Below are 13490 nucleotides of genomic sequence, written 5' to 3'. Positions count from 1 at the left end.
AGCCTATTTGCCAAAGCGGCGCGAACGTTGGGAATAATCCCGCAAGGCGCGAAGGAAGTCCACCTTGCGGAATGCTGGCCAGTAAGTATCCGTGAACCAGATTTCGGAGTACGCGGCCTGCCACAGGAGAAAGCCCGACAGGCGTTGTTCACCAGAGGTACGGATCACCAAATCCGGGTCCGGAAGTCCCTTGGTATACAGGTGCTCCCCAATGGATTCTGCGGTGACGCGGTCCGCCATCTCCGCTGCGGTAGTTCCCTTCTCTGCTTCCGCACGCACCAAGTTCTGCACGGCGTCCACAATTTCTTGGCGCCCGCCATAGCCCACCGCCACATTGACGATGACACCCGTATTGTCCTCGGTTTCCGCCGCCGCCGTCACCATGCGCTGGCGAACATCATCCGGGAGTAGATCGAGGTGGCCGACCAAGCGCACCTGGCAGCCGACGTCGTTATGGGATAGGTGCGTGACCACGTCCGAGATGATGTCAAAGAGCAGCTCTACTTCGTGCTCGCTGCGTTTCAGGTTCTCCGTGGACAGCAAATAAATGGTGACCACTTCGATATCGGTATCGCGGCACCACGAAATCATCTCTCCGATTTTCTTCGCGCCTTGGCGGTGACCATGGCTGATATCGGTAAACCCAGCCTCACGCGCCCACCGGCGATTGCCATCGGCCATGATGGCGATGTGCTTAGGCTGCGGCTTGCCCTTGATCAGGTGCGCCAGACGCGCTTCATAAGCTGGGTAGGCCAGCTGCTTGAGAGAACTCACGCTCATCAGTCTATCCGCCTAGAAAATGGACTTCTTGCGGTTATCGTAAATGCCGGCTTCCTTCATCGCCTCATCCACGGCTTCCTCATCGAACGGATCGATTCCGTGATCCTCCGCAAACATCATGCGACGGCGAAAGCGTGAGTAACGGCGATGGAAATTCCAGCCCGCAAACAACACCGCAACTCCCATAAGCGCCAAGATCAGCAGACCAATGGGCGAAGCTTTGCCAAATTCAGGGCCCATTGGGCCGCCTTCGGCGCCCTCGGTTCCTTGGGCGAGTACAAATACGTCATGTGCGGCAAGCACGAAAGAGCCATACATGCTCATGTCTTAGGCCTCCTCTTCCTCTTTGATGCCGGCAAAAAGGTCATTTTCTGGCAGGGAGGTAGAAACGCGAGTCTTCGCCAGCTCAAACTCCTCGGTGGGCCAAAGGCGCTGCTGTACCTCCACCGACGTCGCCAAGAAGGCACCCGCCGGGTCGATCTGCGTAGCGTGCGCCCGCAAAGCCTCCTCGCGATTGCTGAAGTAATCCGCGCATTCCACCTGGGTGGTTACACGCGCCATGATATCGCCAAAAGTGGTATCCCAGCGCGCCAGCATCGGCCCATAGGGGCTGGTATTCCCCTCTTCTAACAGCAAATCATGGAACATCTTCATGCGCTGGTAGACGAAGCCGTGCGAGTAGTAGAGCTTCAGCGGCTCCCACGGCTTACCTAGCTCTGGGTGGTACTCGGCATCGCCCGCCTTCTCCCACGCGATCATGGAAGCTCGGTGCACCATTAGGTGGTCTGGGTGCGGGTAGCCACCATTTTCGTCATAGGTAACAATGACGTGTGGACGAAATTCGCGGATAACCTGGACGTATTCCTGCGCAACGGTGTCCTCCCCCAGCAACGCAAAACAGCCCTCCGGCAGCAATTCCTCCATAGTCTTGCCTTCAACCGGGTCCGGCAATCCGGAATCAACGTGGCCCAGCCAGCGATGTTGTACGCCCAGCGCCCGCGCAGCGTTAGCCATCTCTTCCCGGCGCACCTCGCCCATCTTTTCCTTGATTCCCGGGCGATCCATGGCGGGGTTAATCACATCGCCGCGCTCGCCGCCGGTACAAGTCAGCACCAAAACCTCATTGCCTTCTGCGGCATAGCGCGCGGTGGTTGCAGCACCCTTAGATGATTCATCGTCTGGGTGCGCGTGGATAGCTAGTAGGCGAAAATCGCTCACTGAAAATCCATCCCCTTATTAATCTAGGTTCTTTGAACAGATGATTATCCTAGTAGATAATTGGAAAACAGTGGTCCTCGGCTAGAGTGGAAGCTATGACTTCCGCCGGAAAATCTCGCTCAGCCGCTCGCTACGGCTCCCGCGGCTCCTCTGAAAAGAACTCTGGTAGCTGGACTAATAGGGCGCTGGTGCTCATCTTTGTCGCCATTTTTATCGCGCTTATTTTCTTCGGATTCCGGTACTTCCAGGAAAAGGAGCGCGTGAACGCACAGGTGTCCATCGTGACCCAGGAGGTTTTGAGCGATGATTCCACCCGCGTCTGGGTCGATGTCACCCGCAATCACACCGATGAAGATGCTTATTGCATTGTCCAGGCATTTGACTACTCCAAGTCCGAAGTGGGCCGCCGCGAATTCCCTGTTCCCGCGGGCGGAAACGAAACCCAGCGCATCGCTGTCGACGTCCCGACCAACGCTCGTGCCGTAGCCGGCGGGGCCTATGGTTGTTCCGGCAATATCCCCGAATACTTGGATATGGATAACCCTGACTACGCGGAAAGCCGCTAGCCGCGTGTGCTAGGATTTGTAGCGCCTAGAACTGGGCATATGCCCGGTTCCATTTTTACTTATAGCCCCAGGGATTAGCAGGGGCTTTGACCACAATTCCTATCTACGGAAGGTTGCAGAATGGCTGAGCAGCAAAAGCAGTACATCACCCCAGAGACCAAGGCAAAACTCGAGGCCGAGCTGCAGGAGCTCATCGACCACCGCCCAGTAGTCGCGGCTGAGATCAACGAGCGCCGTGAGGAAGGCGACCTCAAAGAGAACGCCGGTTACGACGCCGCACGTGAGATGCAGGACCAGGAAGAGGCCCGCATTAAGCAGATTTCTGAGGTTCTTGCGAATGCCACCACCGAGCGCGGTGCTGTTCAGGAGGGCGTCGCCCACACCGGTTCCGTAGTTCACGTTTACTACAATGGTGACAAGGACGATAAGGAGACCTTTCTCATCGGTACCCGCGCCGCTGCTTCCGATAACAAGGACCTAGAAACCTATTCCGAGCAGTCCCCGCTGGGCGCTGCCATCCTTGGCGCACAAGAGGGCGAGACCCGCGAGTACACCGCTCCGAATGGCAAGACCATTTCGGTCACCATCGAATCCGCAGCGCCGTATGATTCTGCTAAGGCCGCTGCTCCACGCGAGTCCTAAACTTTTAACCACATACCACTCTGGAGAAAGAGCACATCCCCATGAAGAAGTTCTCCCGTTTCGCCGCCGCTGGCCTGGTCTTCACCGCTGGCCTCTCCCTCGCTGCTTGCCACCCACCTAACCAGCAGGATTCTGATTCCAAGGTAGAAAATGCCTCCACCTTCACCGGTGAGGCCCCGATGCAGAAGGATGCTGAGACCAGCTCTTCCGCACCCGAGACCGTTATTGAAGAGGAAGCACCTGTAGTCCAGTCCGGTGTTCCAGAAGAGCCAGCACAGCCGCACTTGAACGGTACCGCCACCGAACTGCCACAGCAGTAATAAGGCTTGAAGGGCCGAGGGATTCCCTCGGCCCTTTTTCATGCTATTTTTCTGGGTCCACTTCCCGCACCCAATCCCCGATGACACCGGGTACGACAGCGGGCGGCTCTCCCAGGAGGTCCCGCTTATTTGGATCCCGTTCCACCTGCGTGGTGACGGACTTTACGCGCTTTTTCTCACTATCTTTGCCTCCGCGCATCCCCATCATTGGACCATAGGCTCGCGCCCCTCCGGTTGAGCGACCTGCATTGCCACCGCGCGATGCCGCAGCACTTTCACTGCTGCCTGTTCCAAGACCAAGGCCGCCACCCACGCCGGGCCGCATACCCGAACCACCGCCGAATGCATTGCTATGGCTAGCGCGCACGCCTGAACCGACACCGGCGTAGGGCGCTCCGGCTCCTCGTCCAAAGTGGTGGCCCGACTGCGCTCCTCTTCCGGCACGCGCAATATCGGCGCTGCCACTTACCTTTCCTGCGGCGGATCCAATTCCGCCTCGTGGCGACTGACCGCCGAGTACGCCTCGGCCTGCATCCCCGGGCCGTCCGGCTGCCATCATCGGCGCCATCCCAGTATTGGGGGACTGCGCTGTAGCTGTCGGCGATATCGCACCGCTGTTATTAAGCGCGCCTGCATGTGCTCCTGCGGCAACCGGGTGCGCTGTACCACCAGGAACCTGCCCTATCGCCCCGTTAGGCGCAGTTACACCCGGCATGGATGCGCCTTGGGTGGACACTTCATTTCCGTCGATGGCTACCTGGTCTCCCAGGCCAAGCTTTTCCAGCGCATTCCTGCCGCTAGTATGCATCTGCTGGTGAAAATCATTAATTTCTTGTGGGCTCATCCCCACTGCTTCTAGCCCGTCCACATTGCCATTGACGACGTCGAAGTTCCCCGGCCCCAAATCACCTCGCGCTATCGCTTCCGCAATCTTCTTTGGCCATACCACGGCATCGGTGGTGTAGCGCTGCCCATCACCGTCAACTCCGGAAAGGCCCGCGTCGACACCGCCGCCACCCGACGCCGGCGATTGTTCCATCAAAGCGTGCTGGTACGGCATTGCCTCTACCGCGAAGCGCTGCAAGTCAGGTTGCAATGCGGCCAATGCGGCCTTTTCCGCAATCTCGCGCTCGACCGGTTCTGGAATGGCCATCACTTCCATCGCCATGGCCATCGCAGTAGGCTGCATGCCCATCAGCTTGGCGTGGAATCCGGTTAGCTTCTCCCCCATTACCTTGGCATTTGCTACAAAGTGGCTTCCCGACGCCGCCACTTCCCTAATCTTTGCCGCCGCCCTCGACGTGGCTTCACTGTCGTTCTCGCCTTCCAAAGACCCGGCTGCTTCCTGTAACCCGCTAACGATATCGTCGACTTCCGATGCCAACGAGCTCCACCGCGCATTCGCCTCCGACACATTCCAGATCTGCGTCGACATCAGGTCCGTAGCCAGCTTCACAATGTCCGTACCGACATTCACCACCGGCATGGAAAACCCAAATGGGCTGTACCCCGGCTCAGGCTGGTTCATAATCGGCATCGACTCAATGCCAATATCCCCACCCGCATCCGCGATCTCCATTCCCCGACTATTCGCGTCCTCCTGCGCCTGAAATCCTCGAGCCTCCCGCCCCAAAGAATCAGAAAGCCACTCAACCTGTGCCGCAAAATTCAATAGCGATTGCTTTGCAGATCCCGGGTCACTATCCAACACACGTTCGTGAACATCGCCTACGTGATCAATTCCAGATACTGATGAAAAACTTGCATTTAGCGGGCTATTGGCATTGTTTCTTAATTCCTGTGATCTACGAAAGAGATCCCCGATGCTGCTCGTCGTTCTGCGAATACTTGAAATGCTTACGCGCATTATTCCCCCAAATTTAGCTAAGCTGTTTTATTAATGAAGCTGTAAGATTGCACCGCTCTTTAGTGGTTGACTGGGTGCCAATGTCATTTACGCCGACGATTACTGTTCCTCGTTCAGTCGAAACATATCCGTCACACTGGGTTTCTCCGAATATTTCCGATCTATAGATCTGTATTTGTTTGCCTTCCACCCCACGACTTTTATGCTGGAGTTCCTCATTCAAATTGAAAGTATCTATTGAATTCGAATCACTGGCCAGCGAAACGAGAACACCCTCCGAAAAATTTGTCCCATTCGACTCAAAGTTACAGAAAGTGCTCCCCGAGTCCTTTCGGTAGTCAAGTGGACTAGGCTTCAACCCAATACCTTCTAATTTGTTACCCGCAATTTCCGTACACGGATCAAAAAGCTCGAAGCTCGGGTCTGCCGGATCGAATTCCCCCAGTGGCGGTAGGACGCCGGAAGTGTCTCCCGACCCCGTGGCGCCGGCCTCCCCCGGTTGGCCGGCGCCGCCCGCATTCTTCTCGCCATTGGTGTGTACCGTTTCCCCCTGATTGCCTTCCGCATCATCCCCCTGGCCCCCGTTGGTTCCCCCTGCACCGTCGGCCGAACTAATGCCGCCAGCCTCGTCCACCTTGGTGGTTTCCTCTGACGCGCTCCTCGTACCGATGTCCGCAACGCAGCTACTCAACAAAACTGTGCTGCTGACCATCAACGTTGCTACGGTGACCTGACGCTTCACAACAATCCTTCGCGCACTCACTTCCTGACGAGAGGAACAAGAAAAGTGAAACAGAGAACTTTTCACTTCATACTTCCCGTTCCGGTACACAGCATGCATGAGACTCCAAGAATTTTCTACGCAACCACAAAGGTTAACGGCAATTTAACAAAATTATTTGTCCCATATGTCACATCCATAACGTTCAAAAGGCGAAGTTTCCTGCTCATTAGCTGTATCACCTCTGTGAGTGGTTTTGTAGACCAAATGAAGGTTAAACCCGCACTTTATCCCCCAGTACTACCCCAGAAATTACACGTTTGTAAGCGATGCTCGGCAGCAAAAAGGCCCGCACCGAAGTGCGGGCCAATACAAAAGGGTCAGTTAGTCTCGCTGCAAATAGCTCAGCAGACGGAGAATCTCAGTGTAGAGCCAGACCAAGGTAACTGCGAGGCTGAGAGCCACGCCCCAAGCGTTCTTAGAGGGAGCACCGGCGCGGATCATGCGGTCAGCCTGATCAAAGTCAGTCAGGAAGGACAGAGCACCAAGAACGATGCAGACGAGCGAGAAGATGATGGCAATCGGGCCACCATCACGCAGTGGATTGAAGTCAAAGAAAATCGCGCCCAAGAAGTTAACAAGGGCCATGACAGCAACGCCGGCAATCAGGCCGAAAAGGATCTTGGTGAACTTCGGAGTCACCTTCACTGCGCCAGTCTTGTACACAATCAGCATGCCAATGAATACACCAATCGTGCCGACAATCGCTTGGCCAATGATGGCCATACCGCCCTCGCCCTGGAAGTTGACGTTGGCGAACATCAAGGAGAACCCACCGACAAATAGGCCTTCAAAGACGGCATAAATCAGGGTGACTGCAGCAGAACCCCACTTCTTGCCAAAAGAGGCAACGAGCACGGTAATGAAGCCACCGATACCACCGACCAGGGTCAAGGCCATGGCGATACCTGGGCTTACCAGCATTCCCAGGGCGAAGTTGATGACTGCGGCGACGATGATAACGCCGAGGGTAATGCCCGTCTTGGTCACTACGTCATCCACGGTCATGGGACGGGTAGATACGTCCGCGTAACCAGAATTTTGGCGGCTACTATTTTCGGTCAGAGAACTCATTACCGGATTGCTTGAACGCACGGTTGTCCTTTCTAAGAGAGGTACAAATTAGCTATCTCACCCCATTCAACGAAACACCACCCCATAAAGTTCCATATTCTTTCCATTTAGCTAGAAGCTTTGTGGGTAGCTTCCGCAAAAAGTCTGTGGAGACCTGATGAACAGAAAAGTCTCGGGACACCGACCGGAACGATGTCTCGAGACTTCACAATGGTGCCCCCAGTGGGACTCGAACCCACACTGAATCGATTTTAAGTCGACTGCCTCTGCCGATTGGGCTATGGGGGCAAGGGCAAGGAATATTTTAGGCCACCTCACCCCACGGGAGTTAACGAGGGGTACCCTCCGCAGCCAGACCAGCGATAATGCCGTCGAGAATGTCCTTTTCACTGATGAAAAAGCTGCGTGCATCGCAATTTCGCTCGATAAGCTGCATGATGCCTTCGACGGCTATCGCCCCACCACCAATGACGTCGGCACGGCCGGGGTGGATGACGGGGTTGAGGGCGCGGACGTCGGAAGGCAGGCTAATAAGCTGCTGCAAAAGCACGCGCAGGGCATCGAAGCGGAGTTCAGACCCGTGAATGGCATCGGCGTCGTAGCGCTCAAGGCCCTGAGCCAATGCAGAAAGAGTGGTGAAAGTGCCTGCGCAGCCGACGATGGTACGGGCCTTAGAAATAGGTACTATCTTCTCCACTTCTGCCGTGCGCTCGCCGACGTACTCGGAAGCGATCTCAATCTCCGACTCGGTAGGCGGATCTGTTCGCATAATGCGCTCGGTTAGCCTGACGCACCCCATGCGAGCCGAGTGGGTGCCCAAGATATCGCCATCGGCCGTGCCTACGACGAACTCGGTCGAACCGCCGCCCAGATCGATGACACAGAATGGCCCGCGGTCTGGCTCCACATCGGCCACGGCACCATTAAAGGACAACAGAGCCTCTTCCTCGCCCGAGACGACCTCGGCCTGTGCGCCAGGCTGAATTTGGCCGAGCAACTCAGCGGTCATGTCGAAGAATTCCTGTTGGTTCTTGGCATCGCGAGTAGCGGAGGTAGCGACCATCCGCACGCGGGTGACCTTCTCAAACTTCATCTGGCGTACGTAGCCTTCCAAGGCCACGCGGGCGCGGTCTAGGGCCGCAGGGGCGATTTCGCCAGTGGCATCGACTCCTTCTCCCAGGCGGATGATTTCCATGGTGCGGGTAATATCGCGAACTTTGCCGTCATCCTGAATTTCAGAGATGAGCAAGCGAATCGAATTGGTACCGCAATCAATCGCAGCAACGCGAGTCATAGCAGCCCTCCTATTCCGCATTAGAGAAATCGAATTGGGCCAGGTCAATCCCCAGTTCCTCTACGCTGGGCCAATCTTGCGGGATGGCAGAGCCTCGAAGCTTGCCGTGGTCAGCGGCCATGGCCACCGCTTCAGTTCCCAATCGGAAATGCTGTGGGCCTTCAGCAAGCGCGTACGCGATGAGCACATGCAGGCACTTGACTCGATCGGGCATGCCACCACCGGAGAAATCGGTGCCAAGGTCTTCAATATCATTGCGCTTGGCCAAGAAATATTCGTGGGCGCGCTGATAGTCGGCAGCCAATTCCTCGTCCTCACCCAAGCGGGCTTCCATCCACTTCATCACGTGGGCGACCTCCAAGCGTGAAGCTTCGGCCGTAAGCCGTGGGTCGGTGAGGTAGTAGAGGGTGGGGAATGGGGTGCCGTCGGCAAGCTTGGGCGCCGTCTTAATTACCGCGGGCTGCCCATCCGGCGTGCGATAAGAAACCTCTAGGACCCCGCGTGGAGTGCGGCCCAATTGCTCAGTTACTACAGCGATATCTGCATCAGTGACGGTCATGCGGACAATTATCGCACATCCGGGTTCTCTTCCGGCGCCGGCTCAATCGGAAGATGATTTACCTGCTCGGATGGAGCTTCCTCCTCAGGGGGCTCAGCCACGGAATCCCACAAAACCTCGTACCATTCGCGGGAATCTTCTTCCTTCTGACCATCTGTAGTGAGCTGGTCATCTGGCTTTATCTGCGGGTCAATGATGCGGTAGGCGGTCTCGCCCTCATCGACGACCCCGAATCGGCGCCGCGCCTCCTGCTTGATGTACTCATCGGACTTATATCTATCAATCTTCTCCAGCAAAGCAGCTTTCTCATCCTGCTTGGCGGCGATTGACTCATGGAGGCGGGCAATTTCGGACCGGCCGTGGTAGTAATTGCGCAGCGGAATAGCGATAGCAAACAAAACCACAAGCACGATGGCAACGATCACGCCTACTCCGGCAATGCTCATCCGATCCGGCTTCTGTTTCTGCTTCAGCTGTGCACGCTGAGCTTTACGGATATCCGCAGCACGCGAGGCCACCGGAACCCTGTTTCGGCTCCGGTTTCGCTGCGTCTTCTTTTCGCGTGCCATAGGTCTTTAATCCTAGCGCCGTCACTCCTGTAACAGGGACGTGGCACGCGCAATTTGGATACACTGAAGGAAATTCTACCTCCAGGAAGGAAGTTTCATGTCCCTCAAGCGCATCCTCCCCGTTCTCACCGCAACCCTATTCCTCGCCAGCTGCAGCCCCTCCGCCCAAGACGGCGAATATCCCGTCTACGGTGATGGCTACGACCTGAACACCACCGACGGCATGACCGAGTACCTCAAGGAGTATAAGACCCTGCCGGACGATTACATCAACCATGATGCTGACGAGCTCGAGGGAGACGATCAGCCCGAGACCTTTGAAACCAACGCGGACTCCGTCAAGAAGGCCGGCGAAGCTACCTGCGAGAATGATGAATTGCTCGACATCTCAAAGGAGTATTTCCGAGGCAACACCGACAAATTTGGGGAAGCAGTAATGTCGTCGGTCGACGGCTCTGATGGTAAATACAGTGATGTTTTTGAAGCACTGAACATCCCCGATGACGCACCAGACAATGACAAGATCATGGCTGCAGCGATGTCCCCACTCGGTGCCGTGATGTCTTGCGGCGATGAATTCAGCGATGAGGAACTGGAAGAGGTCGCTGAGGCCATCCATTCCAGCTAGAACCTCGAATCATATTCCCCACTTAAGGAATAGTAATGCCACTCAAGCGTCTCCTCCTTCTAGCCGCCGTAGGCGCCCTACTTGCTGGGTGCAGCTCGACCGACCACAAAGAAGAAGCCACCAGCGAAGCGGAATCCCCCACTAGCGAAATCCCTACCAGCAGCGAAACCCCCACCACCACAAGCAGAAAACACGACCTCAATACCAAAAGCGGCTTCATTTACCATATAAAAGAACACGGCACTATCCCGGACTTTTACCTAGACGTGTTCGGCGCTGGGGCTTCCGAAGAGGACGACGGCCCTACAAGCTACGAGGTCAATGCCACGACCCTGAAAAAGGCTGGAGCTGTTGCCTGCGAGAATGAGCAAATCCTAGACGACGCCAAGTATTTGCTAACCCATGGCGACAGCGCATCTGAAGAACTCGTCCCTAACCTTGAGGAGTTTGACAGGAAATACGCTCCCGTCTACGAAAAGCTTGAGATATCAGCGGCTTCTCCCCTTCCAGATAAGCTTTTTACCATGTACATGGCTGGCGTGGGTTCCCTCGCCACCTGCGGTGACAAGTATGACGATAAGGAACTCGAAGCAGTGGCTGACAAAATTTTCAGCTACTAAACCTCTCCCGGAGTTTCGCACAATTTTTCGTTTCGAGGCTTGCGCAAGCCAGCAGGGCGGCTTATACTAAGGGCAGAAATTCGATTGGGTGTGCGATTTATTCCAGAGGGGGAACTTTCCGTGACAGCCAGCGACGCACCACTAAAGAAAGCTTATTTTTCTACCAATAACCTCGACGATACGGTTTGCGTTTTGGGCATGCTCCAACGCATTCAATCCTGGCAGCTATACCAATCCGTACTTCCGGGATTAGAAGACGATGTCGAATGCACTACCGCTGCTTTAGCTAAACGGGTGGGCTTGAGCTACTGGCGCGTTTTATCCGCACTGCGCTCTCACCTGCGCATGCGTGAATTGCCCCTAACCACTGCAGTGCAAACCGAACATTGGATTCTAGACCTCCCGCGACTGCACGTCATCGATGCCGAGCTTTCCCCGCTTGGCGACGACGCCGAGGGCATCCAACTAGTCGATGCCGCCCTTGCAGACTTTCTCACCCCGAAGGAACCTGCTCAGCATGTACCCACGGAATCTGAAATCCGTAGATTCTTGCGCGACTACATCGATGGCATTCTCAAACCAGATATTGAGAAGGAAATCGAGCGCTCCGTTTCCATTTCTTATTCCAAAGGCCAAGCCACCATCACTCTGAAGACGGATAAAGCAACCGCCAGTGCTATTTCACGGCACATCGATAAGGCAGCGCGAAAGAAGAACATCACTAAGTCAGAGGCTTTGGAGGCGCTGATCTTTAATCGCACCCAGACAAAAGTAGTAATCAATACCTATGCAGCGGGTGACGATGCTTCTCGGGTATATATTCCGTCGGCGGGATGGTGCGTCCTTACCGAACACTTAAGCACTTACTCGATGACTCGCGAGCTGTGCCCAGAAGAAACATCATCCTACGTCCCCACCGAGCAAATCAGGACATGGGTCCACGGTCGCGATGCCACGTGCCGTTGGCCGGGGTGTTCCATGCCGGCGCATTACTGCCAGCTTGATCATCGGGTGGAGTATGCCGACGGCGGGCCGACGAGTGTCGATAATCTTGTCACCCTTTGTCAGCACCACCACAATGTGAAGACCGATGGTAGGGCCCGCTACATCATGGATCCCATCACTGGGGACGTCGCCTGGCTCTTTTCGGACGGCACCTTCGAAATTGACCGAGCGGAGGGTCCTTTGGCACCGCGAACCATGAATTGGAAGCAAACCTGGCAACAATACCTAGACATGCGAAAGCGCCCCCGCGGCAATGCGAGGGCGCTACGAAAGGAGGCGATTAAGCCTTAAAGCGCGGGAATGCGGAGCGGCCGGCGTAGACTGCGCCGTCGCCAAGCTCCTGCTCGATGCGCAGCAGCTGGTTGTACTTAGCTACGCGCTCGGAACGAGCCGGTGCACCGGTCTTGATCTGGCCGCAGTTCAGAGCGACAGCCAAGTCTGCAATGGTGGTGTCCTCGGTCTCACCGGAGCGGTGGGACATCATGGTGCGGTAACCATTGCGGTGAGCCAGCTCGACAGCATCGAAGGTCTCGGTCAGGGTACCGATCTGGTTGACCTTAACCAGCAGGGCGTTGGCAGCCTTCTTCTCAATGCCCTCCTGCAGACGAGCAGGGTTGGTGACGAAGAAGTCATCGCCAACGATCTGCACCTTCTCGCCAATTGCGGCGGTCAGGGCGGTGTAGCCATCCCAGTCATCTTCCTGCAGCGGATCCTCGATGGAGACGATCGGGTACTCGTCGATGAGGCCCTCATAGACCTTGGACATTTCTTCAGCGGTGTGCTCGCCGCCCTCGAAGTGGTACTTGCCGTCCTTGAAGAACTCGGAGGAAGCAACGTCGAGTGCGAGTGCTACGTCCTTGCCTGGCTCGAAGCCGGCCTTCTTGATGGCGTCCACGATGACGTCGAGAGCAGCCTTGGTGGAGTCAACGGACGGAGCGAAGCCGCCCTCGTCGCCCAGACCGGTGGACAGACCCTTGTCCTTCAGCACTGCCTTCAATGCGTGGTAGACCTCGGCGCCCATGCGAAGAGCCTCGGCGAAGGACTCCGCACCAATCGGAGCGATCATGAATTCCTGGACGTCAACGCCGGAGTCAGCGTGTGCGCCGCCGTTGAGGATGTTCATCATCGGCACTGGCAGTACGTGAGCATTCGGGCCGCCGATGTAGCGGTACAGAGGCAGTGCAGCGGACTCTGCAGCGGCCTTGGCTGCGGCGATGGAAACGCCCAAGATAGCGTTAGCGCCGAGCTCGGACTTGTTATCGGTACCGTCCAGCTTAATCAGTGCCTGGTCAATGAGGCGCTGGTCGTCAGCTTCGAAGCCAGCAATTTCGTCGGCAATCTTCTCGTTGATGTTCTCAACAGCCTTCAGAACACCCTTACCCTGGTAGCGCTCGCCACCGTCGCGCAGCTCGTGAGCCTCGTGCACACCGGTAGAAGCACCGGAAGGAACGCCGGCAACACCGCGGGCGCCGTCATCAAGGAAGACCTCGGCCTCAATGGTTGGGTTGCCACGGGAATCAAGAATTTCGCGGGCGAAAGTGTGAATGATATCGGCCATGCTGTTTTT

General features: G+C 56.2%; 16 protein-coding genes and 1 tRNA gene. 6 read left to right on the top strand and 11 right to left on the bottom strand.

Annotation, left to right across the window (positions count from 1 at the left end; genetic code table 11):
- Positions 1–3: 3 nt before the first annotated feature.
- Genes QP941_RS04645 through mca form a run of 3 tightly spaced genes read right to left on the bottom strand, consistent with a single transcriptional unit; the run spans position 4 to position 1998 of the window.
- Positions 4–780, bottom strand: a complete 777-nt coding sequence (locus QP941_RS04645) for an isoprenyl transferase (protein ID WP_239277843.1) — start codon at positions 778–780, stop codon at positions 4–6.
- Positions 781–792: 12 nt separating this feature from the next.
- Positions 793–1104: a hypothetical protein gene (locus QP941_RS04640; protein ID WP_204609642.1), complete on the bottom strand. Its 312-nt coding sequence runs from the start codon at positions 1102–1104 to the stop codon at positions 793–795.
- Positions 1105–1107: 3 nt separating this feature from the next.
- Positions 1108–1998, bottom strand: coding sequence for a mycothiol conjugate amidase Mca (gene mca, locus QP941_RS04635; RefSeq protein WP_284844083.1), 891 nt, complete (start codon positions 1996–1998; stop codon positions 1108–1110).
- Between the two features lie 95 nt (positions 1999–2093).
- Between mca and QP941_RS04630 the strand changes: the two genes are divergently transcribed.
- From QP941_RS04630 to QP941_RS04620, 3 genes are all read left to right on the top strand, one after another.
- Complete coding sequence (locus tag QP941_RS04630) at positions 2094–2564, top strand: DUF4307 domain-containing protein (RefSeq protein ID WP_239277841.1); 471 nt, start codon at positions 2094–2096, stop codon at positions 2562–2564.
- 120 nt (positions 2565–2684) lie between these two features.
- Entirely contained in the window at positions 2685–3206 is a 522-nt protein-coding gene (gene greA, locus QP941_RS04625; RefSeq protein ID WP_005323614.1) for a transcription elongation factor GreA, read from the top strand.
- A 41-nt stretch (positions 3207–3247) separates the two neighbouring features.
- A complete protein-coding gene (locus tag QP941_RS04620; RefSeq protein WP_284766383.1) occupies positions 3248–3526 on the top strand; it encodes a thiamine biosynthesis protein X in 279 nt (92 codons plus the stop codon).
- Between the two features lie 43 nt (positions 3527–3569).
- Here the strand turns inward: QP941_RS04620 and QP941_RS04615 are convergent, their stop codons facing one another.
- From QP941_RS04615 to QP941_RS04585, 7 genes are all read right to left on the bottom strand, one after another.
- Entirely contained in the window at positions 3570–5393 is a 1824-nt protein-coding gene (locus tag QP941_RS04615; RefSeq protein WP_284868169.1) for a TrbL/VirB6 family protein, read from the bottom strand.
- A 13-nt stretch (positions 5394–5406) separates the two neighbouring features.
- Entirely contained in the window at positions 5407–6135 is a 729-nt protein-coding gene (locus QP941_RS04610; RefSeq protein ID WP_284868168.1) for a DUF3558 family protein, read from the bottom strand.
- Positions 6136–6498: 363 nt separating this feature from the next.
- Positions 6499–7269, bottom strand: a complete 771-nt coding sequence (locus tag QP941_RS04605; RefSeq protein ID WP_284868167.1) for a Bax inhibitor-1/YccA family protein — start codon at positions 7267–7269, stop codon at positions 6499–6501.
- Positions 7270–7459: 190 nt separating this feature from the next.
- Positions 7460–7536: transfer RNA gene (locus tag QP941_RS04600), tRNA-Leu, on the bottom strand.
- Between the two features lie 40 nt (positions 7537–7576).
- On the bottom strand, positions 7577–8542 hold the full coding sequence (locus QP941_RS04595) for a Ppx/GppA phosphatase family protein (RefSeq protein WP_284868166.1): 966 nt from the start codon (positions 8540–8542) through the stop codon (positions 7577–7579).
- A 10-nt stretch (positions 8543–8552) separates the two neighbouring features.
- Positions 8553–9101, bottom strand: a complete 549-nt coding sequence (locus tag QP941_RS04590) for a DUF501 domain-containing protein (protein WP_284766909.1) — start codon at positions 9099–9101, stop codon at positions 8553–8555.
- A gap of 8 nt (positions 9102–9109) precedes the next feature.
- Positions 9110–9670 (bottom strand): FtsB family cell division protein, encoded by a 561-nt coding sequence (locus QP941_RS04585; protein WP_284868165.1) that lies wholly within the window; start codon positions 9668–9670, stop codon positions 9110–9112.
- Between the two features lie 97 nt (positions 9671–9767).
- Between QP941_RS04585 and QP941_RS04580 the strand changes: the two genes are divergently transcribed.
- The 3 genes from QP941_RS04580 (at position 9768) to QP941_RS04570 (ending at position 12214) form a co-directional block, all read left to right on the top strand.
- Positions 9768–10298 carry a ribonuclease gene (locus tag QP941_RS04580; protein WP_284868164.1) on the top strand — a complete coding sequence of 177 codons (531 nt, stop codon included), beginning with the start codon at positions 9768–9770 and terminating at the stop codon, positions 10296–10298.
- 35 nt (positions 10299–10333) lie between these two features.
- Positions 10334–10918, top strand: coding sequence for a hypothetical protein (locus tag QP941_RS04575; RefSeq protein WP_284868163.1), 585 nt, complete (start codon positions 10334–10336; stop codon positions 10916–10918).
- A gap of 120 nt (positions 10919–11038) precedes the next feature.
- Positions 11039–12214: an HNH endonuclease signature motif containing protein gene (locus QP941_RS04570; RefSeq protein ID WP_284868162.1), complete on the top strand. Its 1176-nt coding sequence runs from the start codon at positions 11039–11041 to the stop codon at positions 12212–12214.
- On the opposite strand, the gene eno is transcribed toward QP941_RS04570, so the two are convergent.
- On the bottom strand, positions 12204–13481 hold the full coding sequence (gene eno / locus QP941_RS04565) for a phosphopyruvate hydratase (RefSeq protein ID WP_239277829.1): 1278 nt from the start codon (positions 13479–13481) through the stop codon (positions 12204–12206). The two genes, QP941_RS04570 and eno, sit on opposite strands and share 11 nt — an antisense overlap.
- Positions 13482–13490 lie beyond the last annotated feature (9 nt).

This window comes from Corynebacterium sp. MSK150 (genome assembly GCF_030229215.1).
Lineage (GTDB): Bacteria > Actinomycetota > Actinomycetes > Mycobacteriales > Mycobacteriaceae > Corynebacterium.
The sequence above is the reverse complement of the archived record's forward strand: the minus strand, read 5'-3'. Positions and strand labels throughout refer to the sequence as shown.

Bases quoted from the DNA above. Each gene is read 5' to 3' on its own strand.
- QP941_RS04645 (WP_239277843.1), bottom strand. From the start codon at position 780: ATGAGCGTGAGTTCTCTCAAGCAGCTGGCCTACCCAGCTTATGAAGCG.
- QP941_RS04640 (WP_204609642.1), bottom strand. From the start codon at position 1,104: ATGAGCATGTATGGCTCTTTCGTGCTTGCCGCACATGACGTATTTGTA.
- QP941_RS04630 (WP_239277841.1), top strand. From the start codon at position 2,094: ATGACTTCCGCCGGAAAATCTCGCTCAGCCGCTCGCTACGGCTCCCGC.
- greA (WP_005323614.1), top strand. From the start codon at position 2,685: ATGGCTGAGCAGCAAAAGCAGTACATCACCCCAGAGACCAAGGCAAAA.
- QP941_RS04620 (WP_284766383.1), top strand. From the start codon at position 3,248: ATGAAGAAGTTCTCCCGTTTCGCCGCCGCTGGCCTGGTCTTCACCGCT.
- QP941_RS04615 (WP_284868169.1), bottom strand. From the start codon at position 5,393: ATGCGCGTAAGCATTTCAAGTATTCGCAGAACGACGAGCAGCATCGGG.
- QP941_RS04595 (WP_284868166.1), bottom strand. From the start codon at position 8,542: ATGACTCGCGTTGCTGCGATTGATTGCGGTACCAATTCGATTCGCTTG.
- QP941_RS04590 (WP_284766909.1), bottom strand. From the start codon at position 9,101: ATGACCGTCACTGATGCAGATATCGCTGTAGTAACTGAGCAATTGGGC.
- QP941_RS04585 (WP_284868165.1), bottom strand. From the start codon at position 9,670: ATGGCACGCGAAAAGAAGACGCAGCGAAACCGGAGCCGAAACAGGGTT.
- QP941_RS04580 (WP_284868164.1), top strand. From the start codon at position 9,768: ATGTCCCTCAAGCGCATCCTCCCCGTTCTCACCGCAACCCTATTCCTC.
- QP941_RS04575 (WP_284868163.1), top strand. From the start codon at position 10,334: ATGCCACTCAAGCGTCTCCTCCTTCTAGCCGCCGTAGGCGCCCTACTT.
- eno (WP_239277829.1), bottom strand. From the start codon at position 13,481: ATGGCCGATATCATTCACACTTTCGCCCGCGAAATTCTTGATTCCCGT.